Origin of the sequence: Paenibacillus sp. 2TAB19 (genome assembly GCF_052115185.1) — a bacterium.
GTDB lineage: Bacteria > Bacillota > Bacilli > Paenibacillales > Paenibacillaceae > Pristimantibacillus.
The window spans coordinates 22496-47416 of the sequence record NZ_JBFRGE010000002.1 but is presented as its reverse complement, the minus strand read 5'-3'; the positions used below and the strand labels follow the sequence as shown (position 1 = coordinate 47416).

Here is a 24921-nt window from a genome sequence, read left to right as displayed (position 1 = left end):
GTTAAGAATTATCCCGTCGGGATTGCTCTTAACCTGCTTATTCTCGTATCCTCAATTAACTTGCCCCGCATCTATCAGCGGCAACAAACTTTTGGCCAGGCTCATATAGTCTAGCGATTGCAAGAGTGTAGCCTTATCGGGATGATACACGTGTTTTTTTCCATTATGCAAAGACAAAATCTCAATTGAAACTGGAAGACACTCGAACGCATGCGCACATAACACCGTTGTCATGTGGAAGAACGTGGAGACCGTTGCTTCATTTGCTTCGAAAACGCACTTTTGAACCTTGTAGCCTTTCGCAGCCGAATCACGGCTATTGTCCTCGACAATAAGCTGGATAATTTGCGAGAGCTCCATGTCTATAGACGGTATATAGACGCTAAACTGCTCGAAGCAAACGATCGGTTCGCAGGCTCGGTTCTCTCCTGTGAGAAACGCTGCTAGTTGCGAAATCACTTGCTGTTTCGTTTGCAAAAAATGCTCATTGGAATGAAACTTATAATTCCGATTACTCCACCGCCGCTCAATAATAGCCGCTATCGACTGCTCTGTTCGAGCTTCTAATGGAAGCGTATAGAACTCGTTCACGCAATGACTGGCCGCATATTGAGCCAACTGCTGCCAGTTAACATCCCGCTCCCGCTCGCTGTTGCGGCGAGGATTGCGAAGCAGCTCCTCCAGCTTGTAATCCTCTAACCGTAATACCTCATGTGTCTGACTCATCGGAACGGCCGCCCTTCTGCCCTAGTTAACCAACAACTGCAACGAGGCCTGCGATCTGGCGTCCGACGCTCTTGCCTGCTTCTAATTCTTCGTTCGAAGGGTTATATTCGAACTTGATGCTTTCAGCGGCGATGTCTGCTCCTAGCTCCTTAAGCTTCTCTTCGATTGTATCGACTGCTCCGCAGTAGATCGGATACGACGTGTCGCCTGAGCCGAATACGGCAGCCTTCTTACCTGTCAGATCAAGTCCCTCCATTTCTTCAAAGAAATCGATGAACTCGTCGGGCAGTTCTCCGTCTCCCCACGTATATGCGCCGATAATAATACCGTCATACTCAAGCAGCTCTGTTGCGGAAGCATCGAATGCTTCCTTCGACACGACCTCTGCTCCCGCCTCGGCAGCCCCAGCGGCAATCGCTTCCGCCATCTCTTCCGTATTGCCTGTCATACTTGCATATACTACTAATACTTTTGGCACCGTATCAGCCTCCCGTCTTCTTCTATCCTCTATTCAACGTTTGAATCCCTTGGAACAACGTCGCCATATAAATACTGTCACCCTGCAGATCGATGTCCGTAACCGGGCAACCCAGCTTCACCGAAAGCAGCGTCACCTGCTGTCTCATATAAGCAAGTCGGAATAATCCCTTATCGGTACATACAAAAATGTCATTTCCTTTGGCTTGCACGGAGAATATAAACGGCTTACCGAAGCGGATCCGATTGAAACGCCCCTTTTTATCACCGATTAACAGCTCGCCTTTATCGCTTGTTCCGATTAGATGGCCTCTATATACGGCCAAGCTTGTAACGCTCGCCTCCAGCTCGAAATGCGTCCAATCATCCATAAAGCGATCATATAGCGAAATACCGCTCTCATTGGCAATAACAAGATATTGAGGTAAGTTGATGAAATCGTACACTCGTTTATCCGAGCAAGCCGCTTTCTCCCAGCCCCCCGCTCCTTTCGCCCACAACCCGTACTCCGTTGCCGCATAGGAAGTTCCGCCGATCAGGCGGTATTGATAGCAGGGGATTGTCAGACCGTCATTCACCCACTCGCTTCCATCCCATTCATACAAGCCGTCGCTGGTGCAAGCATGAAGCAGGTCGTGCTGCAATTGCAGTCGATTAACCGATGTCCCTTCCGGCATCCCGTTCCCCAGCTTCACCCATTTCTCTGAAGCATCAATCGCGTAGATACCATGACCAACCGAAGCCGCGTACAAAAAGTCCGGACCTGCCTTGATCGATGAAAAAGGGAACAGCAGCCAATTCCAGGGCCTGCTCTTTTCCGTTTGCATACGTTTCTCTCCTTTATTCTCAGTTGTTCGCTTGTTGTGCTGATGCTGCTTCACGTTATTTATTCAACCGCGTATACGCTCCGCGTCAATGGATTATTGTTATCTGCCTGTTTATGCTCTAGGGATACTTCTCCCTTTGGCGTCCGTGCAATTGCTGCTTCGTGTCCGGCAATACGGTTCTCCTCATGCAGCAAAACGCTTATTTCCCGTTTATTCGTTACCATCTCGTAAAGCAAGCCCACTCATGAAACCTCCTGCCTGGTTAACGCAACAACTTTTGTTGTGTTGATTTATTGATAATGATTATCACTTTCGTATATATGATAACCATTCTCAGTTTTGGTGTCAATACACCTACCTCATCTTCTTCCTATAACTGCCAAACTTTTTCTGCTCTGCGCCGGTATCTGCCCTCCTCCTCCAAATGTACCTAATTGATAGAGTACTTCGACCTCTACTTGACGTACAACGGCCCCCTCTAAACAAGGGAGATAGGCACTTTCTCTACTTTTTCTAGGTGAATCTATGGCTAGCAAACAACTAATTTTAAGAAATAAGGCTAATTCTCTTAACATAGCAGACAACTCCCCAAGCCACTGTTAGAAGACACGCATAAGATAGGAGCAAATACTAGGGAGGTGTTTCATCTGGGTAATCTTTATGAGAAAAAACGTAGTGTTAAAATCTCTGGCTGCCATCCAAAAAGAAAAAAAGATGATTGTATCGTCATTAAGAAAAAAATCGTAACGGGTAAAATTCAAGTCAATGCTCCAACGGGACGTAGAGGTCCCCGCGGTTTCACTGKTCCTGTCGGCCCAATCGGGCCTGCTGGAAGCGGTGCAACCGGTGCTCCTGGACCGCAAGGACCTGCCGGACCTGCTGGCGCTACTGGCGCACAAGGCATTCAAGGGATTCAAGGCTTGATCGGACCTACCGGCGGTACGGGCGCTACAGGCGAACCTGGAACAACCGGTTCGATCATTCCGTACGCTTCCGGTATTCCTGTAGTTCTAATTTCTGCTTTAGGATTAGTAGAAACCGTTAGTCTAGTCGGTTTTGGCATAGCCCTTCCGGGAGTATCCTTGATTGGTGGAACAATCGATTTAACAAGCCTTGCCAATATCGCCCTTCTCGGTCCAAATATGGCATTCTCCGTTCCTCGCGATGGCACAATCACTTCGATCTCCGCTACGTTCAGCAACACAGTTTCTATCACGCTCACGGGTGTGGCAACTGTAACTGCGCAGCTCTATAGCAACACGGATTTAACCAATAACGTATTCTCTCCTGTTCCAGGCGCCCTCGTTAATATGACTCTACCTGCTGGTCTGCTTAATATCGGCGACACGTTTAGCGGTATCACTTCTCCTATAGCTGTTCCGGTAACGGCTACTACTCGCTTGCTGATGGTTTACTCTGTTACAGGCGATGCTCTTATCGAACTCTTCACCGCAACTGGCTTCGGCAGCGCGGGCATTACGATCAACTAATTTTACTAGAATAAAAGAAAGACCGACTCTCGGGGGTCGGCCTTTCTTTATTTCCATCATAAATTCAGCTTAAGTTGCAGCTTGAAAAGTATACTTATCTGCTCGCCGCTGAACTGGACATCCTGTACGGTCACAACGTCCTGCTGCGGCAAATCTAGCGGAATGACTTGCGTCTCTAGCATCCGCAGCGGCAAATGGATATCCTTGACGGTCAGCGCCCTAGGCCGCAGCACGATGTTCGGCGCTTGCCACTCCAGCTTATACTCCGCCTGCAATTGTACGGGCAAGCGATCCTTGTAAGTAACGTTCAGCTTTGCAATCAGACGATCGCCGTCCAAATCGAACGCGGCGCCGTCCAGTGTCGTATCCGGAGCGAGCGGCTCGGCGGACGCGGACATATGCATTTTGACCAAGTTGTTAATATCCGCTTCGGTCAGTACAAGCTCCGGCTTCAGCTTCTTGATCATATCGAGCGCCTTGTCCTTCACGCTGATTGCCTCATACGACATCGTGAGCTCCTCATCCGGCTCGACGTAGGATACGAGCCACCAGCCTCCGCAGGCGAGCAGCAGTATAAGGATACCGATTAGGATAGCTAATCTTTTGAGAGCTTTGCGCATGGTTTGCCTCCTATTCGTCAATTTCTTCGATAGAGAATGCGGTCATTCGGCAATGAAGGTGCTATAATAGACCGATAATTATGGATATTCATACAGATCGAGAGGATGGACGCTATGAGTCAACACGTTGAACCTTCACCCYGCATCGGGCTTGAAGATATTGTACATGCCCAAATGCATTTGAAAGATGTCATTACACGTACGCCGCTGCAATACAATCGTGTGCTCTCCGAGCGTTACGGCTGCAACCTACTGCTTAAACGCGAGGATTTGCAGATCGTCCGATCGTTCAAAATACGCGGTGCTTACCATCTTATCCGCTCCCTGTCTCCTGAGACACTGGAGAAAGGCGTTATCTGTGCTAGCGCAGGCAATCACGCTCAGGGTGTGGCTTACTCCTGTCAGGCGCTCGGTATTCCAGGCAAAATCTATATGCCAAGCACGACACCGCGCCAGAAGGTGAGCCAAGTGTCCTTCTTCGGCGGCTCGCAGGTCGAGGTTATATTGACCGGCGATACGTTCGATGACGCTTACGCAGAAGCGGTCGCCGAAAGCGAGCGCAGCGGCATGTCCTTCGTTCATCCGTTCGACGATGCGAAGATAATCGCAGGCAACGGAACGATCGGCCAAGAGATTATGGAAGCCGCCGATTCGGTTCCCGATTATGTCTTCCTAACGGTCGGCGGCGGCGGCTTGGCGGCGGGTGTTGCTTCTTATATTAAGATTGTATCGCCTACGACGAAGCTCATCGGCATCGAGCCCGAAGGCGCCCCTTCTCTTCGCGTCTCGCTTGACCATGGCGAAGTTACGCCGCTCGATCAAATTGACAAGTTCGTAGACGGCGCTGCCGTCAAACGGGTAGGCGATCTCACGTTTGCGATATGCAAGGAACTTCTGGATGACGTCGTTGCTATTCCCGAAGGCAGAGTATGTACAACGATGCTCGACCTTTACAACGAGAATGCAATCGTCGCCGAACCTGCCGGCGCGCTTCCGATTGCGGCGCTTGAAGCGTTCCGCGATCAGATCGCGGGCAAGACGGTTGTATGCATCGTTAGCGGCGGCAATAACGATATCGACAGAATGCAAGAAATTAAGGAGCGTTCGCTCATCTATGAAGGCTTGAAGCATTATTTCATGTTGAGCTTCCCTCAGCGGGCCGGTGCGTTGCGCGAGTTTCTAGACCAAGTGCTTGGACCGAATGACGATATTACCAGGTTCGAGTACACGAAGAAGCATAATAAGGACAATGGTCCCGCTCTCGTCGGTATTGAACTGAAGCATCGCGACGACTACACATCGCTCGTGGAGCGTATGTCGCGCAAAGGCTTCCAGTTCGTCGAGTTGAACAAGGACCCTGTATTGTTTAATCTGTTGATTTGATTGGTTATTTAGCGCCTTCGCCGACTTGCGGCGGAGGCGCTTTTGTTAATAGCGCAAAGTTGTTGCGCTATTCGGCATTCCGGGGCTGCTATCTTACCAGGCGTAGGCGCGAGGCGCGTCGCCGCCAGGGCCAGGGAAGATCTCGTCGATGCGCTTCAACGCCGACTCGTCGAGCTTAATCTCAACCGCGCGCAGCGAGCGCTTGAACTGGTCGAGCGTGCGCACGCCGATGATCGGCGCCGTCACGGCAGGGTTCGCGAGCAGCCACGCGAGCGATACAAGATCCTCGGGCTCGCCGAGCTCGTCGCAGAACTTGGCATACGCGTCCAGCTTCTCGCGGTGCTGGTCCAGGCGCTTCGAGTCGCCGCTGCGGCGGCCGCCGTCCTTGCGGCGATGGTTGCCGGCGAGCAAGCCGCCGTCCAGCGGGCTCCAAGGGATTACGCCGAGGCCAAGCGCCTGCGATGCCGGAAGCACTTCGAGCTCAGGCAATCTGCACAGCAGATTGTACTTGTGCTGCTCGGATACAAGGCCGATATGCCCTCTCGCTTTCGCTTCTCCTTGGGCTACTGCAATATCCCAGCCTGCGAAGTTGCTTGAGCCTACATAGCCAATCTTTCCTTGCGCTTCCGCGTTCTCGAAAGCTCTCCACAGCTCGTTCCAATCTACGCTGCGATCAACGTGATGCATTTGATAAAGCTCTATATGATCGGTCTGTAGACGCTTCAGAGAGCTCTCCAAATGTCTGCGAATCTTGTATGCGGACAGTCCTGCTTCGCGGTTAGGTCCGTCATGGGCGTCATGCATATCGCCATATACTTTCGTTGCAAGCACGGTGCGCTCGCGTCTGCCATCGCCTTGCTTGAACCAGCGTCCGATGATTTCTTCTGTACGCCCCGAGTTTTCACCCCAGCCGTAAATGTTAGCGGTGTCAAAAAAGTTAATGCCCGCCTCCAAAGCGGCATCCATAATTCGGAATGATTCCTTTTCGTCCGTATCTACTCCAAAGTTCATCGTACCGAGACATAAGCGGCTTACGTTTAGACCTGAACGACCTAGCTTCGTATACTCCATCTTCGTTATCGCTCCTTCAAATTTTAGATAGGCGGATATTAAATCCATTATACAAAAATAATATAAAGGAAACCAACCGTAGTTCACGCTGAGATGACAAATGCCCGCTACACTAACGGCAGGAGGTGTGCCTATGCTTCGTTTCGACTATAATCGGCATCCAAAATTGTTGATTCTATACGCTTCTTACGGTGATGGACATTTGCAGGTGTCCCGCGCTATTCAAGGCGCGCTCGAAGAAAGGGGCAATTATCGTTCCGCTATGATTGACCTGATGGCCGAATCGCACCCTTGGCTCAATGAGGTTACACGGCGCTTCTATCAACAAAGCTATACCCGCATGCCTTCTCTTTATGGCTGGATGTACGACGTTACGAAGCCGATTAAGCACAACTCTCTGCTTGGCGGGCTGCTCCATTCGTTCGGCAGTGAGAAAATAAGGCGGATCATCGCCGCCGAGCGGCCCGACGCGGTTATTCATACGTTCCCGTTGCTGGCCGTTCCGCCCATTACGCGCAGGCGTCGGGCGGTATTTCACCCGCCCTCTTATGCCGTCATTACCGACTTCGACCTGCACCGCCGCTGGGTGCATCCGAGCATTGACCGCTATTATGTCGCGACCGATGACTTGAAGCGTGAGCTTGGCCATATCGGCATTCCGGGCAGCCGGGTGCAAGTGAGCGGCATTCCGCTGAGGCGCAGCTTCCGCATGCTGGACGCATCGGATATGCTGTATGCCCGTTACGGTCTCTCCCCTGATCGGCCGGTCATCCTAATGATGCCCGGCGCGCAAGGCACGCTTGCCGATACCTGGGACATCTGCAGCCTGCTGCTGCGGCATCCGCGACTGCAGATCGCGCTCGTCTGCGGACGCAACGAGCAGCTCAGGGCCGCTGCGCTGGAACAGTTCGCCTTCCACCCCGAGGCCAGCCGGCTGCGGGTGTTCGGCTTCATCGATACGATTCACGAGCTGATGTCGCTCGCTTCCTGCATCGTCACGAAGCCTGGCGGCGTCACGCTCTCCGAGGCGATTGCCGCCAGGCTGCCCATATTCGTCTATCGGCCGGTTCCCGGACAAGAGAAACAGAATGCGAAATACTTATCGTCGAAGGGCGCTGCCACTATAGCACGCGACCCTGCCGAGCTTTGCGCGCAAATTATGAAACTGATTGACGATCCGATACGTTTAACTAACAGCAGGATATTAATCGAACAGCTTCAGACGGCGCATACGGCAGCGGACAGCATTGTTTCGGATATTTTGGCGAGACATTCTATAGTGGGCAGAGCTTCTATCTTGTAATATAAGGAGCTTATCCGTGCCGACAAAACAAACCCGCTGGTTTGGAGCCGAGATGACTCTCATCTCCATCATTATGTTCTTCGTCGAATTCGTCCGCGGCGCCGTGCTTGTCAGCCTGCTGCCGATCTACGGCGCGAAGACGCTGGGGCTCTCCCCTGACGTGATTGGCGTCGCCATATCCGCTCACTACATTACCGACACGCTGCTCAAGATTGCAATCGGCTATTTGCTGGACCGATTCTCCATGCGTCTCATCGTGCAAGTCGGACTCTTCATATCGCTTATTGGCGTCTACCTGCTGCAATTCGCCGATCTCCCTTGGATGTTCATTGGCGCGGCCGCCATCTACGGAATCGGCATGTCGCCGATCTGGATCGTCTGCCTGACCAAAGTAACCGAGGGAAATCGCGGCACGCAGATGGGCTTCCTGTATACGATTTGGTTCGTTGGCCTAGGAAGCGGACCGATTGTTTGCAATATTTTGCTCGATTACAGCTCTTCGTTCACGTACACGCTGCTCGTCAGCCTATCGGTGCTCGCCTGCCTGCTCTCCATGTTCATGAGCAAGCAGCGCGCGCAGAAACGCGAATTTCTGCCGATGCGCGAGCAGCTTGGCGTGCTTAAGAGCAGAATGAGCCAAATGAAGCTGCTGCTGCCGGGCATGATCCTGCAGACAATGGGGGCAAGCATGCTAGTTCCGATATTGCCTGCTTTCGCGGAAAACAGGCTCGGCATATCGGGCACGCAATATTCCGTCCTGTTGACAGTCGGCGGCGCATGCGCCGCCGCAGGCCTTATTCCAATGGGCAAGCTGTCGGACAAGCTAGGCGGCAGGAAATGGTTTCTCGTGTTCGGCTTCGGTTTCTTCGCCTTCGCTTTGTACATGCTGGCATGGGGACTATCCTTTTGGTATTGTTTACTTATAGCGATGGCGCTCGGATTGTCCTACGCCACCGTACTCCCTTCCTGGAATGCACTGCTTGCGGCTTATGTGCCGCCGAAGCAGGAGGGGCTTGGTTGGGGAATCCTGTCCACCGTTGAAGGAATCGGCGTCATGATCGGCCCTGTAGCCGGGGGACTGATTGCCACCTGGAATGGCGAAACGTCCGTCGTTTGGTTCAGCGCCGTTCTGTTCGGCCTTATCGGCCTCTTTTACCTATGGTTTCCGTTCCATGGTCTTCGGGCAAGCGGAACTGCTACAAACAAGTAGATCGGAGTTAACTTATGAACGAATGGCAAGAATGGCTGYATTATTTGAAACATATGGATTTGGATCAAATTCAACGAACGCTGGAGAGCTACTCGCAGCTGGGGCCGTTGCCCGGATTGCTCTTGCCGATGCTCGAGTCCTTCCTGCCCTTCTTGCCGCTAATCGTCATCGTAGCTGCCAATGCCAACATTTACGGTTTAGGCTTCGGCTTCTTATTTTCTTGGATCGGCGCGGCGGCCGGTGCATTATGCGTATTCTGGATAAGCCGAAAGATCGGAAGACGATTCAAGGGCTGGGTCATGCGCCGCTTCCCGAAGTCGGAGCGCTTCTTCACTTGGGTCGAGAATCGCGGCTTCACGCCTCTCTTCCTGCTTGCCTGCTTTCCGTTCACGCCTTCCATTATCATTACCGTCGTATCCGGTATAAGCAATGTGCCGTTCAAGACGTTCATGCTCGCAACGCTGCTCGGCAAAGCGGTCATGATCTTCAGCATATCGCTTATCAGCTTCGATATCGGCAATCTAATCGATGAGCCTTGGCGCATATTCGTTACGATTACGGCCGTTCTCGTGATGTGGTTCGGCGGCAAAAAGTTGGAGTCGCGTTATCAAGTTAACTGATGAGTTGAGGTGAACGAAAATGACAACCTTGGCAGCAGCGGCACTGCATACGCAGCTTCTGTTCTCCTGGTTCGGCTTCGGCGCCACGGCAATCGTTCTGCTGGTGGCGTTTCTGCTGCTAGCGGGGATGATCTTCTTCATTCGCATCGCTTCCAGCGGAGAGGACAAGCATGCCGAAATACGCGAGATGGTCGAGACGTTATTCGGCACGCCCGCTCATCTTCGAGCTGCCCCGCCGAGCGACGCCTCAACTTCCGCTTCTTCCTCACCGTCACCTCTCACGAAACCCGCGGCTTCCTTCTCGGAGCCTTGCCCAGCTTGCGGCGAGACCGTTACTCAGAACGACGTCCATTGTCCCTCTTGCGATCTCCGCTTGCTCTAAGCCTTCCTTATTGCACTCATACAATTCCTCCTTTTGTGGCAAACTGTTGATGATCTTCTGTCGAAGGGAGGATACCGCCATGTCCGGTACACAACCGTCCAATCAGCAAGTAGCTGCTAGCAAAGCGCAATCGAAAGCGGATCGCCATCTCGCCAGCAAGCAAGCTGCCAGTGAACAGCAATCGACCGCCGACCGCGCCGCAGTGCCGAAGCACGGACTTTGATCATAGGAAGGTAGGTATTAGGCAATGAGCGACAATGAGAAGCATAATGCAATGGATCCGCTCTCTGGCGAACCGGTCGAGGTAGACGGCGTCTATAAGAACGAATGGGGCCGCGAAGAGAAGATGAAGCGCGGTGACGTATTTCCCGCCGACGAGATTCTTGGCACGACCGAGTGGGAGCTGGTTGAGCTTGACTTTAGCAATCATCATCAAGGCAAGACCGATCCTAGGCTCGTACCGCATGATGATGACGACGACATAGAAGCTCATATGCAGCATCCGCGTCGTCACGAAGGCAGCAATAAGACGGATGAGGAGTAACTAGAAGAAGCAGGCTTTAGAACGTCATCAAGACGCCTGAAGCCTGCTTCATTTTTCTGAGCTTTAGCCTTCCTTCTCCTCCACTGACACCGTGCGCTGCTGCACCTGTTCGATCAGCTTCTCCAATCGGCGCAGGTGATACGCGTATTCGAACAACGCGGAAGCGACGAAGACGAGGCGCTTGTTCTCATCCGGATCATCCATAATATACGCGGTCAGGTCCTTCACTAGGCGTCCTTCGCGCTCCTCTTCCGGTTCAATCTGCGCATTCGGTTTTATCTTCTCCTCATGCTTCAATAAGATGTGCTCATGGTATTTGGTCATATCCTCGATCTGACGGTCGAACCGCGCAGCCCATTCGTTCGCGCTCGGCGAGGCGAAGTAATGCTCTTCGACGACATCGAGCAGATCGGCGCCCTTCTGCAGCGTCTTAATCATCTGCTTGGATACGAGCAGCTTACGGGCGTGGCTGGTTTTCGTGCGAGCTAATATTTTGCGTTCCTCTTCAAAGACGAGGTAGCGCTCTTCCAGCTTGCGCAGCGTCCCATGCAGCTTGTCCTTCTCTTGGCGGAACACCTGCTCCTTCATTTCATTCGATATGGCCGTGCGCAGCAGCAACGATAATTGAGTATAGGCCTGACTTACCTGCTCATTGAACTGGCGCTTCGGTCGCGGCGGGAAGACGAGTACGTTCACCGCAAAGGAAGCTCCGATGCCGGTAAGAACCATAAGGAAACGATCGATCGCCACATCCCACCCTTGTCCGGTCGCCTCCATGATTGCCACGACTGTGACGAGCGTCAGGCTGATCGTACTTTCCATTTTGAGCCGAATACTAATGAGAATGACGACGATGCTGACAAGCCCGACCGCAATCGGCGTATGGCCGAACAATCTGACAGCCGCAAGCGCGATAAGCGCGCCAAGCAGGTTCGTCTGCAATTGATCCGCCACTCGCTGCCAGGAGCGATAGATCGACGGTTGAATCGTGAAGATCGCTGCGACGGCGGCAATAAGCGGCGTCACAAAGCCAAAGAGGCTGCTTAAGTAGATCGAGAGCGCGACGGCCATGCCCGTCTTAAGCACTCTTCCTCCAATAGTCACCACTATACTTCCCCTTTCACGAGCAGCTCGCTGCTCGCTGCCTGAACGCCGTTCACCCATAAGGTTAACCGATGAACGCCTTCATAATGCTTTCGTGTCGTCAGATCGGCGAATCGATGCGTCCTCGTCCCTGAAGCGACAGCTCCGCCGGCGTATTCCTTGTCCGACAAAAGAAATCTTTTCTGCGACGTTTTCCCGCCCGACTTCACGAAGTCGATTCCGTACTCTATTCGCACCTTCGTCCGCGCGGTATCGCGAAGCTGCACCTTGTAGCTCAGCTGTACTTCCCCGCCGATCGCCACTTCGGACGGATCTACGTTAAGCGTCGCCGATGTGAATAGCGTCTCTTCATCTGCGGCGGCCGAGTAACCGAACAGTTGCATGACGCGCGGCTCTGCGCGCTTGATCAACGTACGGCAGCCATGTCTGACGATCCAGTCCGTCCATTCATGCTCTCCATGCCATCTCTCCGCCAGCTCTATGACTAGCTCCGGATGGTCCTTGGCGATATCGTTCAGGTTATTGGCCACGCTCTTGCGCACATACAGCGACGGATCCTGCTTCAGCTTCTCCAGGATCGGCAGGATCGGCGATGGATCGCGCTTAAACAGCGGAAGCGCCTGCGCCCATGGCAGACGCGGTCTTATACCTTCGCTTGCCAGCCTTCTTAGATGCTCATTCGAATCGTCTGCCCACGCATGCATTTGGGCAAGCGTACGCTCTTGATCGGTCAGAATGAATGTCCGAATAGCGAACTCCGCGGTCGAACGCCGCGTGAATCTTGCGAGCGCCGCGAACGATAGCTCCCAATCGGGCTGTTCGAGTCCGTACACCTCTACGAAATCAGGGAAGAAAATATAAGGCAAGCCCGAGCATTGCTCATCGATCTGGAACAATACGGCTATCGCTTCTTCATACTTGCTCGGCAGCTCTGCCCCAAGCGCCAGCGTAATCGCTCTTGCCCGCGCCTTCAGCTCGAGACGCTCCCACTCTCCGCCGCGCACCCGTTCTGCGAAGGAGCGCTCGTTGAAAGGCTGCCACGCCTCCTTCACCTTAGCGGCGAATTGTTCAATAAATAATCCGTCGTATAACGCTTTTAACGGTTCTGCCAAATGGTTCTCCTCCCTTATTGCTCTACTATGATGAATTATACCGTTTGTCCGCAGCAAATGACACAAGCCTACGCTGTAAACGAGGCGAACGTGCAAAAAAACTACGACGGCTCGATTAACGAACATACAAGTTTCTTTGTATTGGAATAGAGGGAATTACTCCAGTTATTTATTTGGATTCCAAACGGAAATGTAGAATAACTGGAATTACTCCAGTTAATTTCAGTGATATGACCCCTTCTGATTGAAAATAGATGATTTTAACGGGAGTTATTCCATCTATTTGATAAAAAGTAGTCGGCGAGCTCAGTAATAGCGGGAAAAATTCCAGTTATTTCGTTCAAGGTGTTTTTTTTCGTATGCTGATTGGTCAATCGTAAAAAAAAAGCCTGGAAGGCGCTCCAAGCGGAACGTCTTCCAGGCTGCGGCTGCGGTCTCTGATCGCTATTAACGAGCGAAACGAGCAATAATGTCAGCGAGCTGATGCGATACCGTCGCTGCTCCTTGATTCAACTGCTCATTCGTATATTTGACTCGCACGAATGATTCGTCCATGTTCATCGCTTCCGCGAACATGCTTGCAAGCCCGCGCGCGCGGCGGTCGATCTGGAGCACGATCTCTAGCTCGCGATCCGACGGGAAGAACATCACTTCAACCTCATCCAGCTGGCCGCGGAATTGGGTCGTAGGCACGAATTCGATCTCCTGTACGAACGGCATCTTGCCGCCGAGACGGGATGCGTACTCACAGTCTGCTTTGCGAAGTTGGAAGCCGAGGCGGTTCATCGCTTCAAGAACCGTATTCATCTGCGGCGTCGGCACAACCTCGATCTTGTCGTTGTCGCCAGGATCAACGCCTCCGCGCACATCAAGCTCCGTCTTCACCCATACCGGCGTACGCGCGAAAGTAAGCGGCGTTTGATGCGGAAGGTTGAACGAGAAAGGCACCTCGCGATTCTCTCCAGCCTTCAGCAAGAAAGGAGCGCTAACATGATATCGGCCGACTTCGGCATTCTGATTGTACTTTTGGTCATTGCTCTCGCGAACATATTGTGTCATAACGGACAGATGAATCGTCTCGATCTGCTGCTCCACGTTGCCTCCGCGTATACGGACGACACCGCGAACCTCCTCGCCCGGCATATAGCGCGGCTTCTCCAATACCGTATCGATCGTTGCGTTCCCAATCCCGATGCTGGCTAGAAAACGATTGAACATGTGAACATCCTCCTATAAATTAGCTTTCCAATTTTCATTCCAGGTGCTTCTAATGTGTATGGTGAGGATTTATACGTGCGTCGTTCGGAACAGGTTTCATTCCCGTTCATCCCGTTTATGTAAATTATATTATAAAATCGTCCATGTGAGCACTTCGAACATGAATGACCGCTATATTTAGTGATAAGGTCCTCTAGGGCACTTTTCACTTTCGGACATTTTCGCTAGAATGATAGAATACATTTGCTAGATTCAGGGCAAACTATAGTTAAATAGGATCAGGAGGAAGCTTACGTGAAAATCGTCAAAGAGTTCAAAGAGTTCGCCATGCGCGGCAACGTTATCGACCTAGCTGTCGGTGTTATTATAGGGGGAGCGTTCGGCAAAATCGTTACGTCGCTTGTCAACGATGTCATTATGCCGCCGATTGGAAGAGTATTGGGCGGGGTTGATTTCAAGCATTTGAAGATTCCGCTGTATACGAAAGAGCAACTCGATGATAAACCTGCCGATTTCGTCGCACCAGTCATCGCCTACGGGCAATTCATCAACGTACTTATTGACTTCCTAATCGTTGCATTCTGTATTTTCATGCTGGTTAAGGTCATTAATGTTCTACGGCGTACGGAGAAGAAAAAGGATGAAGCGCCTGCTGCGCCAACGGAGAAGGAGTGCCCGTACTGCTTGTCCATGGTTCCGATTAAGGCCACTCGCTGCAAGCACTGCACTTCGCAGTTGGAGGCTGTACAGCATGGCTGATGAGCTGTTCGACATCTATGACGAAGAGATGAATCCGCTCGGCACGGCAACACGATCCGAAACGCATGCGAGGGGCTATTGGCATCGCTCGATCCATTGCTGGCTGACTCGCCGCGAAGGCGACAACCGCTTCGTCCGCTTCCAGCTTCGGCAAGCGACGAAGGATACGAACCCAAGCTGCTACGATATAACGGCAGCCGGTCATCTAACGGCAGGAGAGACGCTCGCGGAAGCGGTGCGCGAGCTGGATGAGGAGCTTGGCGTTCAAGCTCCTCTCGAGCAGCTCATCCCGCTCGGTCAGGTACGCGAGCAATGCGAGGGCATCGTGAACGGTGTTCCGTTCATCGACCGTGAGGTCAGCGATGTATTCGGGCTCGTGTGCGAGACGCCTCTGAGCGAACTTCGGCTGCAGCCCGAAGAAGTGGCCGGGGTGTATGAGGCCGACCTGGAGATGCTGCTTGCTTTGTTCGAGGGCTCGCTGACAGAGCTGCCGGCGACTGGCGTGGCGCTGCCTCCTGGCGGCGGTCCGCTGCTGGCTTCCCATGTTGTAGTGAAAGCAGATCAGTTCGTTCCGCGCGAGCTTTCTTATTATACGAACGTCCTTCGCTCGCTCCGCAATTGCACGTAGAGCGAGCTTTCTTCACTTCCGCGCGATTCGAGTCCGAATCGCGCATTCCCCATGCCCGCTCCCAATTCTGAAACCATCCGTCAATCAAAAAATGAATATTATAAAATTCCGTATTGCGCGGCGCCAGATCGAAGTCGTTCAGCTCCGGGTTGTTCCACAGCTGCGCTGCCATTGGATGCAGGCAGCCGTGCAGGTTCATCTCGATGAAGCTGCCCAGCTCATCGGCTGATCGGAACGATTGCGGCTGATACGTAACGCGCTGTTCAGCTTCCGCATTGTAGCAAGGCGCACGCCTAATGGCGTCAGGTATTCCGTTCCATCCTGCAATCGCTCTCGTATCGTAGCCCTGGCTGGCATACCAGCCGGCAACCCGATTAATATAGTCGCGGTGAAATCGCAGAAACCGTTCCCCGTAACCTGGCGGCGGCATGGAACCGGGCGCCAAATGGTTCGTATGATGCCATATGCGATGCTCCTCCAGCAATGCCGGAGGGAAATTCGGTATGCGCGGCATATTGTCACTCCTCGCTGCTCAGGAAATCGTTTATCCCAGCTCATTTTTGCTGTAATAAGGTATGCGCCCGAAGCGGCGGCCGTGACTGTCGTCATTAGAAAAGCGATACATAGAAGGAGGATACATATGGCAAGAAGAGCAAAAAGAAGGCGCGGGAACTGGCTTGGACCGTTTTTCAATTTCATGACCGAACTTCTCGGATTCCTTGGCGATCTGATCAAAAAATAGTCTAATCGAACGGCATCTGCCGGAAAATAAAAAAAGCCCCCTGCGTTAATCGCAGAAGACTCCTTCGCACTAAGAGGTATGCTGATGAAGGGAATTGAACCCCCGGCCTACGCATTACGAGTGCGTTGCTCTACCCCTGAGCTACATCAGCAAATCATTTGTTTTTCTCAAAATATAAGACTTTATAAGTTTTCCGACTTATAAACAGGCTTATATTTCACCGGAATGAAACGCGCCTAGCCACCAAAGGACGGCGTTATCCGTTTCACCTCGCAATTTCAAGAAAGACCTTTATTAGAATAATAATTTTCTGAACAAAAGTCAATAGATTTGCAGCTGGTTTTCGCTTCCTAAATTGTGTCGATTTTTCGTCCGAGCTTTCGCTTCCTGTCTGCATGACATGCCGGCCGAGCGCATACTTATATGACAAATCGATTCGAATGGGGGTCATTCCTTGTCCGACAAAAAACAGCAAGCGGCGGCAAGCAATACAATCGTCTACAAAGCCGATAAGGCGCATACCGCGACGGTTAACGATATTCGAGACAAGGTCATGCGCCTATGCGGCAGCCATATGCATAAATACGTCTGTATCAAAATGTCCGATGGCCGTTGCTACGAGGGCGTCATTATACATGTTGACCCGTGCTTTGTTCATTTGCAGTGCACCATGCACGATCCTCGTGTGTTCCACAGTCCATTCCATACCGTCCTTCCTCTGCTCCTATTCGACTTGCTCGTTATCGCTTTAAAATAGCTAAACTGCACACCTTCACTCACTGCCATTCGACAATGCGTGTCCTATTTTGTCAGATTGCAGGTCTACGATGACGACTTCTGTCATACACATGTCAAGGTAGGAATACGTGACGGAAAGAGGTGTGCGCTGCCTTGTTCGAGAGAATCAATAAGCTTCAAATCGAGCTGCCTCCCTCCCCCTACGCAGACGCTAATGCGGCGGCAGCCGTACAAGAGCTGCTCGGGGGCAAATTCGGCGAGATGTCGACGCTGAACAATTATATGTATCAATCGTTCAACTTCCGCGACCGCAAACGGCTCAAACCTTTCTACGATCTCGTCTCCAGCATTACGGCAGAAGAGTTCGGCCACGTCGAGCTCGTATCGACGGCTATCAATATGGTGCTGACCGGCTCCACCCAGCCTGGTTCACCGGACTCTACGCCGCTGAGCGAAGGCGTGAATAAGCGAAATACGTATCACTTCATTGCTACGGCGCAGACGTCCCTAGCAGGGGACTCCATGGGCAGAGCATGGACTGGCGACAATGTGTTCAGCAGCGGCAATCTTGTGCTGGACCTGCTGCATAACTTCTTCCTGGAGTGCGGTGCCAGGACGCATAAGATGCGTGTATACGAAATGACCGATCACCCGACAGCGCGGGAGATGATCGGATATTTGCTCGTACGCGGCGGGGTTCATGTACTTGCCTATGCGAAGGCGCTGGAGATTGCGACAGGCGTGGATGTGAAGAAGCTCATTCCGATCCCCGATCTAAGCAATAACGCTTTCGATGCGGCACGGAAGTTCGAGGCGATGGGGCTTGGCAACAAGCTGTATACGTTCAGCCCGAACGATTACAAAGATATTGTTCTTATATGGAACGGACAGAACCCGCAAACCGGTGCCCAGCTCGAAGTCATTCAAGGAGCTCCGCAAGGGGCGCCTATGCCTGATCTAGCACCCATCCCAGAAGAATTCGCGCCAGGTATCTCAGCCGAGGACTTCCGGGAAATTGCTAGACGGCTGCAGAAAAACGCCGGGCTGTGAACCTTGTCCGCTCGTTGATCAGATTCCATAGGATTCGCAGCCTCCCGCTTCCAACTGCCGAAGCTGGGGGCTTTTCTAACCCCTCTATTCCGATCAAGGTTATGCTATACTGGGAAAAACCTTAGTTCAAAGGTGGTTTCCATGCAATTTTTAGCTATGCTGACCATGTTAATCGATCATATCGGCATCGTCTGGTTTCCAGACGACTCCAAATGGCGGATGTTAGGCAGACTAGCGTTGCCCTTCTATGCCTATGCGCTTGTGATTGGCTACTTCCGCACCCGCAGCGTGAATCGTTATTTGCAGCGTACCGGACTTATCGCTCTACTCTCTCAAATTCCTTATATGATGCTGTTCAAGCAAGCGGAAGTCAATACGGTCGGCACGTTATTCATCAGCTTGCTGCTGCTCATGCTTTTGGATCGATGGAAGGGAAAGCTGCCTGCGCAGATCGCCGTCATTGCATCAGCTATCCTGCTCGTTGAGCTATCACCCTTCAGCTATGGCGCTTATTGCCTATTACTAGTAATCCTATATCGCTACTCGTCTCCTTATTGGATGATAGCTTGGCATTTTGCCCTAAATGCGATCTTCGTATTTTATAAGGGCTGGTATATTCAACTATTCAGTCTTGCTTCGACGATGCTGCTCGTCTACTTGCCCGAATTCGTTCAAGCCGCCGATCGGATCAAAATACCGCGTATCGTTTGGCGAAGTTTCTACCCGCTCCACCTTCTGCTGCTTACCGCCGCCTACTACTTGTTAACTTCCGGATGACGTTGCTTGGCCCTCTAAGCGCTGCAATGAGCTGCACTAATTCCTGTTCACACTGCTCCGCTGATAGATAGCCGTCCTCTCCTGACGTAAGCAGCTTGCGAATGAAGGATATGACTTGCGCGGGAAGCGCCAGCTCCTCCTCCCAGCCGCGTTCCTCGAGATCGTCTGTCGCCTCGAAGCCGGCGTACATCAAGAAGAGGAACAGATGACCGAGACCGTACAGGTCGCTCGTTGGGTTCGGCTCACGCATTCGCCGCTTCACGGCCGCCCAACTGCCGGACGCCGCCTTATCTCCCGTCGTTACCTCCTTAAGCTGTTCACGCAGCTCCTGAGGGAGCTCTTCTCCGATGCGGCAGGCTAAGCCGTAGTCGATCAAATACATGACACCTTGCTTATACAGCACATTCGGTACACGGACGTCACGATGCACGAACCCCATTCGGTGCAGCTCTTTAAGCGGCTGAAGCAGATTTTGCAATACGCACAACGCCTCAAGCGCCGAATAGGTGCGGCCGTGCTCCTGCAACTCGTCCTCCAGGCAACTGCCGTAGATGAGCTCCATAATGAGGCCGTCTTCACCCGCCATTCTCTCGAAGCCGTACCATCGCGGAATTTGGGGATGCAGCAGCTCCTGCAAAATAAAGCTTTCCCGCTCCAGCAGCCGCCTGCCCAGCTCCCCTTTGCTCGGCTTGCTGCGCTTCAGCAATACGGATTGACCGCTCTGCAAATCAAGGCAGGCATATGCCTGACCGTAGCTTCCCATTCCGAGGAACCGCTCGATAAGGTAGCGTCCCTTCCACTTCTTCCCTTCGCGGAGCGGATAATCTCGCCAATGATTAAGCATCTCTCTCCATTTGTGAGCGATTGAATGCAGCATGGTGACTCCCTCCTTAAAGGTTTGCRAATGCAAACCTACTTCGTAAGCGTGTGCTTAAGTTTGCGTAGCAAACTTACTTCGTAAGCGTATGCGTTAGCCTATATATATGCCGTAAGCTCAGCTTACATCGCCTATTTTTTGTTGTCGAGGAGAAAACCGCCATTCGCAAGAAACTTCGGAGCAGCCCCGCCGTACTACTTTTCAAATGGATGAACAGGAGGTCATAACGATGATTAGACATTTGCTAAAGCGTTTGTTTTACTCCCTCATCGGCCGAAAAAACCATAGGCATCACCACTACAGCAGCAGCGACCATAGAAGAAGTCATAACCGTCCACCGCACTATCCACCGCCAAGTCAGCGCCATTACGGGCATGGCTATTATAAGAAAAAATATAGCAGCTTTTCCAGCTCGTAAATGTATTAGGAAAGTATGAGCAAAGTAAACAAAATCCTCACGGCAGTTTCATAAGGCGCTAAAAATTGTACGTTAGAATGGGAAAAAATGATCGGAGGTGTTCGAGGTTATGATGCGAATCATTAACTTCAAAAAACGTTCTGTTCCCGTCTATTATCCTAACGAACAATCAGCATTGGTAGAACAGCTCAACCATAAATTGCACCAAATGGAGCTCGATTTCGACTTCCGCAAAAAGTGGAGACGGATCAAATCCGTCGAAATGGTACGCGACGTCGCTATCTTCCAATACACGGACGGCACAAAGCTTTATTTGGAAGTTTCTTAACATTTTCACAATACTTTATACCCTTTATAATTAACCGCATTTCATGTCATCATCTCTCTTTCATATCATGCCGAATCCGCGAAAGCCGCCGACGCCAAGGCGGTTTCTTTGCGTTCCATCCAGCCCATTGAAGCCTGTAAGCACATATGCTCTCTTACACTGACCAATCACACACTTGTTACTCCCCATTAGCGCACATATGCCCTTACAGCACTACTTCGGCGTGTCACGAGACTAGGCGCGTATTTGCCCAGGAACGCAAAAAGCCGTCCAAGCAGGCAAGCAATCGCCGGCTGGACAGCCCTATTGAAACTACACTTGGAATCGATTGATTTGAAGCTGCAAATCCTCGGCCATTCGCGCCAGCATCGTTGAGGCAGCCGCGATCTCTTCCATCGAAGCCGTCTGCTCCTGCGCTGCCGCTGCGACCGACTGGGAGCCGGATGCGCCTTCTACAGCGACTCTTGCAACCTCTTTGATGGACTGCATTACCTGCTCTGTCCCGGCCGCAATACTACCAGCCGCTACGGAAACCTCATCGATCTGCTGAGCTACCTGAAGCACCTCTACGCGGATTGAATCGAACATCTCGCCGGCATTTTCGACAACGACGATACCGTGCGTTACTACTTCGCCTGCCTCATCCATTGCTTTGACAACCTGCTCTGTTTCGATGCCAATCGCATGAATCACAGTCGCGATTTGACCGCTGGACGCTTTCGTCTGTTCAGCAAGCTTCCTTACCTCGCCCGCCACAACGGCAAAACCTTTGCCATGCTCGCCCGCTCTAGCCGCCTCTATGGAAGCATTAAGCGCCAGAAGATTCGTCTGAGCGGATATGTCGGTTATTACCTCAACCATTCTGCCAATTTCATGCGACCTCGCACCTAATCCACGCACTGCCACGGCAAGACTGTTGAAGGAATGTTGAATCGACTCCATCTGTGTAACCGCCTGCTCCAGCGTATCGTTGCCCGCAGTCGCACGCTCCGACGTGTATTTGGCCGCATGGGAAGCTTGTTCGGTACTGGATGCGATCTGCTGAATGCTAGCCGACATATCGTGAATGACTTGATAGCTTTCCTCTGCGCTTACCGACTGCTTCTCAGCACCCTCGGCAACCTGCTGAACCGTATTAGCGATATGCTCGCTTGCTTGACTCGTCTGCTCACCGCTTGCCATCAGCTCTTCCGACGACGCAGCCACTTGATCGACGCTCCGACCAACCTCGACGACGAGGCCCTTCAGTTGTACGACCATTTCATTGAAGCTGCCTGCGAGCGCTTCAAGCTCATCTCCGCTCTTGCAAACGATAGGCTCTAATTTCAAGTTGCCCTTCGCGACTTCAGACGCGCGCTGTGACACTTGCTTGATCGGCTTCGTCAATCTAATCGTAAACAAGCTGGCCGCCGCTACTCCTAGAAGGCTCGTAATGATGAGCGTAATAATCGTTACTTTAATAATCTTGCTTGCACCGCTGTTGAAATCTTGCATATAGGTGCCGGCCGCTATATTCCAGCCCCAGTTCGGATCTTTCTCTATGTATGTAACCTTGGATGCGTACTTATCCGTCTGTCCCGGCAATTGCCAATCGTAATATACGAAACCACCGCCGGATTTTGCCGTCTCAACGAAGGCGTCGGTAACCGGCAGATGGTTCACGGTATCAAGGACGAGCTCGCCTTTGTTATTCTCAAGTCCGTCAAGGCTCGTTCCTTCCATCGAAGGATGCGCCAGCGTCAGGCCGTTATCATCGATAATGAACGGATAGCCGCTTTCGCCAAGATCAATCGCTTTATTAATCGGCCGTTTGCCATCCTCGCCTTTTGGCCCCAGCATCGTCATGCGGACGAATTCTTCGGCGCCTGCCTTCTCAACTACGCCAGCCTTAACTTGCGCGTCCAGCATGGCGATCAACTGTATCGTGCTTTTGACATTATTTTCAAGAATGACCTCGCCGTTATGGTTCAATGCATCGGTTGCAGCCTGATAGCTTAATACCGATACGATAACGCTTGGTACGAGAAGCAAAGACAAGCATAACATCATGAGCTTGCCCCGAATAGGAAACCTCCCCTTCAAAATACCTTTTGTCTTATTTGATAGCCCCTGCTTCAACATGTACATCTCCCTCGCCAAATGGTAGATCTTGTTTGTCATTTGTCTTGATCATCGATAGATCGAGCTGCTCAGGCTCCATAGGCTTGCCGAACAGGAATCCCTGAACGTAGTCGCAGCCCCAAGACTTAAGCAAATCGTATTGCTCTCTGTACTCGACGCCTTCAGCTATAACCTCAAGGCCAAGCTTATGAACAAGCTCAATCAGAGACTCTACGATTAATCTCTCCGCGCTTGGCAGATCGATCGCTTTAATGAATGATTTATCGATTTTCAAGCAATGAATCGGAAGCTGTTTGAGATTGCTGAGGGAGGAATAGCCCGTGCCGAAATCATCCAGCGCGATACGCACGCCTGCACCGCGCAACTTGCTTAAGGAGGACAGCACCGTATCAGAATGCTTCAGCGTCACGTTCTCCGTAATTTCCAGCTCAATCGAGCTGTATTGGATTTTGTATTCGTCAAGAATATGAAGCACAGTCTGCGGAAACGTTGGATCTTGAAGCTGCACCGGCGATATATTCACGGACATGATGAGCGGTCCCAAGCCGTATTTGTGCATGCCGGCAAGTCTCTTGCACGCTTCGCGAAGCACCCATTCACCAATCGGCACAATAAGCCCGTTATGTTCGGCAATTGGAATAAACTCCGCTGGGCTAATCGTACCAAGCTCGGGATGCTTCCAGCGAATGAGCGTCTCGAAACCTCTCATCTTGCCATCCTCTAAACGGAAGATAGGCTGATAGGCCAAGTAAAACTGCCTCATATACAATGCCGGTCTGAGCGACGCCTCAATGTCAATTCTGCGTTGCAATCTATCTGTATTGTCCGAGTTGTAAAATTGTGTGCGATTGCCGCCTTCATTCTTCGACTGATGGAGTGCGGATTCTGCACGGCATACGAGTTGTTCGCTCGCTAGCCCGTCCTCCGGGAATATGGCAGCGCCTATGCTGGAGGTCAGATATAACTCAGTCCCATTCTCCTCGATTGGGAGTTCGACTGCGTGCTTGATTGCTTCCACAGCATGTAGACAAGTATCCGTACCTTGTGCAAGTTGCATAGCCACCATGTACGTATTACCTCCGATTCTGCACACTGTTGTAGGAGCAATTCCTGTTTCTAACAGCCGATTCCCAACGATGCCAAGCACGTCGTCGCCAAATTCATGTCCTCTTGTTTCATTTAACCGATAAAACCGATCCAGATCGACAAGTGAAATAAGCAATCTATTGTCTGCCACTCGAGCAAGATGAACAGCTGATTCCAGTTGCGCAAATGCTTCCTTGCGTCCAGATAAACCGGTTAATGCCTCCATCCAGTGTCACCGCCTCAACATTTTTTTCGTTAAGGCAATCTTGCCATATAACTATTAGGGAAATTTATGGGAAGGGTTTAGAGTTTCGTTAGATATTTTAACAAACACAGAGGCAGGCCTAACGACTTATTCCAATAGGTCCTCCGCTGCTATCGAATAACCATCCGCATGCTAATAGCCCTTGAGCAAAAATAACTATGTTGATAAAAAAAAGAAACCACCCGCTAGAATCGCGGAATGGTTTCTTTGCTAATTAAGTCTCGGTGATTAGTAGAAGATGGGAACTTATTCCTTGCCTATGTTCGAGTGATCTGCCGTGTATTTGTAACCAAATCCCCATACGGTTCGAATGAGACGCGGCTCCTTCGGGTTCTGCTCAATCTTCTTCCGAAGATTGACTATGTGTACGTCTATGGCGCGATCGGTAACGAAGGAGTCGAAGCCTCGAATCGTGTTAATCAGTTCTTCCCTGCTGAACACTTTGCCTGGATAAGCCAAAAACAGCTTCATCAGTTCATACTCGGAAAAAGTCGTCTCCACCAGTTGCCCTCGCACGAGCAGCAGTCTTCTCTCAAAATCCAATTGAATCGGATCAAGGTCGAGGGCAATCTCGCTCGTTGCAGCTACCTGCATCACAGTCTCGGATATCGTCGTCTGTGAACGCCTGATTAACGCTTCCACCCTTGCCGTCATTTCGTGCATGCTGAAGGGCTTGCACATATAGTCGTCAGCCCCCGCTTTGAGTGCCTGTACACGCTCAGACACCTCGCTCTTCATCGATAGGATCATAATAGGCACATTAGACCGTTTGCGAATAACAGCGCACACTTCCATGCYGTCTAGGTCGGGGAGCATAAGATCGAGCAGCACAAGATCAGGGTCGAACTCTGCTGCCAGCTTAATCCCATCGTCGGCGCGATACGCCTGCGCAACGGAGTAGCCTTCCTCCGACAAATACATAGACAACATATCACTCATCATGACATCATCTTCAATAACTAGAACTTTATACATGTCGTCACCCTTTTTCAGGATTGAAGATTTCTGTCGAATATATTTTGTAACTCTACTATACAATACCAAT

28 protein-coding genes and 1 tRNA gene are annotated in these 24921 nt (G+C 51.5%); 15 read left to right on the top strand and 14 right to left on the bottom strand.

The features are described 5' to 3' along the window. Positions 1–51: 51 nt before the first annotated feature. Genes AB4Z33_RS01310 through AB4Z33_RS01295 form a run of 4 tightly spaced genes read right to left on the bottom strand, consistent with a single transcriptional unit; the run spans position 52 to position 2272 of the window. Positions 52–726, bottom strand: a complete 675-nt coding sequence (locus AB4Z33_RS01310; protein WP_442048152.1) for a hypothetical protein — start codon at positions 724–726, stop codon at positions 52–54. 25 nt (positions 727–751) lie between these two features. Next, positions 752–1204, bottom strand: coding sequence for a flavodoxin (locus tag AB4Z33_RS01305; protein WP_442048151.1), 453 nt, complete (start codon positions 1202–1204; stop codon positions 752–754). Positions 1205–1226: 22 nt separating this feature from the next. Beyond that, the gene (locus AB4Z33_RS01300; RefSeq protein WP_442048150.1) at positions 1227–2030 is read right to left on the bottom strand and encodes a hypothetical protein; all 804 of its coding nucleotides are present in this window, start codon (positions 2028–2030) and stop codon (positions 1227–1229) included. A gap of 59 nt (positions 2031–2089) precedes the next feature. Further along, positions 2090–2272, bottom strand: coding sequence for a hypothetical protein (locus AB4Z33_RS01295; RefSeq protein ID WP_442048149.1), 183 nt, complete (start codon positions 2270–2272; stop codon positions 2090–2092). Between the two features lie 396 nt (positions 2273–2668). On the opposite strand from AB4Z33_RS01295, the gene AB4Z33_RS01290 reads away from it, so the two are divergent. Further along, complete coding sequence (locus AB4Z33_RS01290) at positions 2669–3520, top strand: exosporium glycoprotein BclB-related protein (RefSeq protein ID WP_442048148.1); 852 nt, start codon at positions 2669–2671, stop codon at positions 3518–3520. A gap of 56 nt (positions 3521–3576) precedes the next feature. On the opposite strand, the gene AB4Z33_RS01285 is transcribed toward AB4Z33_RS01290, so the two are convergent. Continuing rightward, positions 3577–4140, bottom strand: coding sequence for a hypothetical protein (locus tag AB4Z33_RS01285; RefSeq protein ID WP_442048147.1), 564 nt, complete (start codon positions 4138–4140; stop codon positions 3577–3579). A 114-nt stretch (positions 4141–4254) separates the two neighbouring features. Here AB4Z33_RS01285 and ilvA point away from each other — a divergent pair, with 114 nt between their 5' ends. After that, a complete protein-coding gene (gene ilvA, locus AB4Z33_RS01280) occupies positions 4255–5523 on the top strand; it encodes a threonine ammonia-lyase IlvA (RefSeq protein WP_442048146.1) in 1269 nt (422 codons plus the stop codon). A gap of 93 nt (positions 5524–5616) precedes the next feature. Here ilvA and AB4Z33_RS01275 read toward each other — a convergent pair whose 3' ends face one another. Continuing rightward, a complete protein-coding gene (locus AB4Z33_RS01275; protein ID WP_337104068.1) occupies positions 5617–6594 on the bottom strand; it encodes an aldo/keto reductase in 978 nt (325 codons plus the stop codon). Positions 6595–6727: 133 nt separating this feature from the next. Here AB4Z33_RS01275 and AB4Z33_RS01270 point away from each other — a divergent pair, with 133 nt between their 5' ends. The 6 genes from AB4Z33_RS01270 to AB4Z33_RS01245 all read left to right on the top strand — a co-directional run bounded on the left by AB4Z33_RS01270 (position 6728) and on the right by AB4Z33_RS01245 (position 10653). Continuing rightward, the gene (locus tag AB4Z33_RS01270) at positions 6728–7897 is read left to right on the top strand and encodes an MGDG synthase family glycosyltransferase (RefSeq protein ID WP_442048145.1); all 1170 of its coding nucleotides are present in this window, start codon (positions 6728–6730) and stop codon (positions 7895–7897) included. Positions 7898–7913: 16 nt separating this feature from the next. Next, the gene (locus AB4Z33_RS01265; protein ID WP_442048144.1) at positions 7914–9107 is read left to right on the top strand and encodes an MFS transporter; all 1194 of its coding nucleotides are present in this window, start codon (positions 7914–7916) and stop codon (positions 9105–9107) included. Between the two features lie 14 nt (positions 9108–9121). After that, a complete protein-coding gene (locus AB4Z33_RS01260) occupies positions 9122–9727 on the top strand; it encodes a TVP38/TMEM64 family protein (RefSeq protein WP_442048143.1) in 606 nt (201 codons plus the stop codon). 19 nt (positions 9728–9746) lie between these two features. Beyond that, positions 9747–10109 carry a hypothetical protein gene (locus tag AB4Z33_RS01255; protein WP_442048142.1) on the top strand — a complete coding sequence of 121 codons (363 nt, stop codon included), beginning with the start codon at positions 9747–9749 and terminating at the stop codon, positions 10107–10109. 79 nt (positions 10110–10188) lie between these two features. Next, positions 10189–10332, top strand: a complete 144-nt coding sequence (locus AB4Z33_RS01250) for a hypothetical protein (protein WP_442048141.1) — start codon at positions 10189–10191, stop codon at positions 10330–10332. Positions 10333–10356: 24 nt separating this feature from the next. Beyond that, on the top strand, positions 10357–10653 hold the full coding sequence (locus AB4Z33_RS01245; protein WP_442048140.1) for a transposase: 297 nt from the start codon (positions 10357–10359) through the stop codon (positions 10651–10653). Between the two features lie 63 nt (positions 10654–10716). Here AB4Z33_RS01245 and AB4Z33_RS01240 read toward each other — a convergent pair whose 3' ends face one another. The 3 genes from AB4Z33_RS01240 to AB4Z33_RS01230 all read right to left on the bottom strand — a co-directional run bounded on the left by AB4Z33_RS01240 (position 10717) and on the right by AB4Z33_RS01230 (position 14087). Further along, a complete protein-coding gene (locus AB4Z33_RS01240) occupies positions 10717–11757 on the bottom strand; it encodes an FUSC family protein (protein WP_442048139.1) in 1041 nt (346 codons plus the stop codon). A 2-nt stretch (positions 11758–11759) separates the two neighbouring features. Then, the gene (locus AB4Z33_RS01235) at positions 11760–12869 is read right to left on the bottom strand and encodes a DNA alkylation repair protein (protein WP_442048138.1); all 1110 of its coding nucleotides are present in this window, start codon (positions 12867–12869) and stop codon (positions 11760–11762) included. Positions 12870–13316: 447 nt separating this feature from the next. After that, positions 13317–14087 (bottom strand): sporulation protein, encoded by a 771-nt coding sequence (locus tag AB4Z33_RS01230; protein WP_442048137.1) that lies wholly within the window; start codon positions 14085–14087, stop codon positions 13317–13319. A 327-nt stretch (positions 14088–14414) separates the two neighbouring features. Here AB4Z33_RS01230 and mscL point away from each other — a divergent pair, with 327 nt between their 5' ends. The 3 genes from mscL to AB4Z33_RS01215 all read left to right on the top strand — a co-directional run bounded on the left by mscL (position 14415) and on the right by AB4Z33_RS01215 (position 15703). Next, positions 14415–14846: a large-conductance mechanosensitive channel protein MscL gene (gene mscL / locus AB4Z33_RS01225; protein WP_442048244.1), complete on the top strand. Its 432-nt coding sequence runs from the start codon at positions 14415–14417 to the stop codon at positions 14844–14846. Further along, on the top strand, positions 14839–15474 hold the full coding sequence (locus tag AB4Z33_RS01220) for an NUDIX hydrolase (protein WP_442048136.1): 636 nt from the start codon (positions 14839–14841) through the stop codon (positions 15472–15474). Before mscL ends, AB4Z33_RS01220 begins: the two co-directional genes overlap by 8 nt. Before the next feature lie 91 nt (positions 15475–15565). Further along, a complete protein-coding gene (locus tag AB4Z33_RS01215) occupies positions 15566–15703 on the top strand; it encodes a hypothetical protein (protein ID WP_442048135.1) in 138 nt (45 codons plus the stop codon). 592 nt (positions 15704–16295) lie between these two features. Here AB4Z33_RS01215 and AB4Z33_RS01210 read toward each other — a convergent pair. Then, a tRNA-Thr gene (locus AB4Z33_RS01210) sits at positions 16296–16367 on the bottom strand. Positions 16368–16670: 303 nt separating this feature from the next. Here AB4Z33_RS01210 and AB4Z33_RS01205 point away from each other — a divergent pair. The 3 genes from AB4Z33_RS01205 to AB4Z33_RS01195 all read left to right on the top strand — a co-directional run bounded on the left by AB4Z33_RS01205 (position 16671) and on the right by AB4Z33_RS01195 (position 18781). Beyond that, a complete protein-coding gene (locus AB4Z33_RS01205) occupies positions 16671–16973 on the top strand; it encodes a hypothetical protein (RefSeq protein WP_442048134.1) in 303 nt (100 codons plus the stop codon). A 134-nt stretch (positions 16974–17107) separates the two neighbouring features. Beyond that, complete coding sequence (locus AB4Z33_RS01200; RefSeq protein WP_442048133.1) at positions 17108–18004, top strand: manganese catalase family protein; 897 nt, start codon at positions 17108–17110, stop codon at positions 18002–18004. 141 nt (positions 18005–18145) lie between these two features. Beyond that, entirely contained in the window at positions 18146–18781 is a 636-nt protein-coding gene (locus AB4Z33_RS01195; RefSeq protein ID WP_442048132.1) for a TraX family protein, read from the top strand. On the opposite strand, the gene AB4Z33_RS01190 is transcribed toward AB4Z33_RS01195, so the two are convergent. Further along, entirely contained in the window at positions 18747–19658 is a 912-nt protein-coding gene (locus tag AB4Z33_RS01190; protein WP_442048131.1) for a serine/threonine protein kinase, read from the bottom strand. The two genes, AB4Z33_RS01195 and AB4Z33_RS01190, sit on opposite strands and share 35 nt — an antisense overlap. Positions 19659–20185: 527 nt before the next feature. Here AB4Z33_RS01190 and AB4Z33_RS01185 point away from each other — a divergent pair. After that, a complete protein-coding gene (locus AB4Z33_RS01185; RefSeq protein ID WP_442048130.1) occupies positions 20186–20404 on the top strand; it encodes a hypothetical protein in 219 nt (72 codons plus the stop codon). Positions 20405–20716: 312 nt separating this feature from the next. Here the strand turns inward: AB4Z33_RS01185 and AB4Z33_RS01180 are convergent, their stop codons facing one another. The 3 genes from AB4Z33_RS01180 to AB4Z33_RS01170 all read right to left on the bottom strand — a co-directional run bounded on the left by AB4Z33_RS01180 (position 20717) and on the right by AB4Z33_RS01170 (position 24851). Then, a complete protein-coding gene (locus AB4Z33_RS01180; RefSeq protein ID WP_442048129.1) occupies positions 20717–22453 on the bottom strand; it encodes a methyl-accepting chemotaxis protein in 1737 nt (578 codons plus the stop codon). 46 nt (positions 22454–22499) lie between these two features. Then, on the bottom strand, positions 22500–23837 hold the full coding sequence (locus AB4Z33_RS01175) for a putative bifunctional diguanylate cyclase/phosphodiesterase (protein ID WP_442048128.1): 1338 nt from the start codon (positions 23835–23837) through the stop codon (positions 22500–22502). A 285-nt stretch (positions 23838–24122) separates the two neighbouring features. Further along, positions 24123–24851 carry a response regulator transcription factor gene (locus AB4Z33_RS01170; RefSeq protein ID WP_442048127.1) on the bottom strand — a complete coding sequence of 243 codons (729 nt, stop codon included), beginning with the start codon at positions 24849–24851 and terminating at the stop codon, positions 24123–24125. Positions 24852–24921 lie beyond the last annotated feature (70 nt).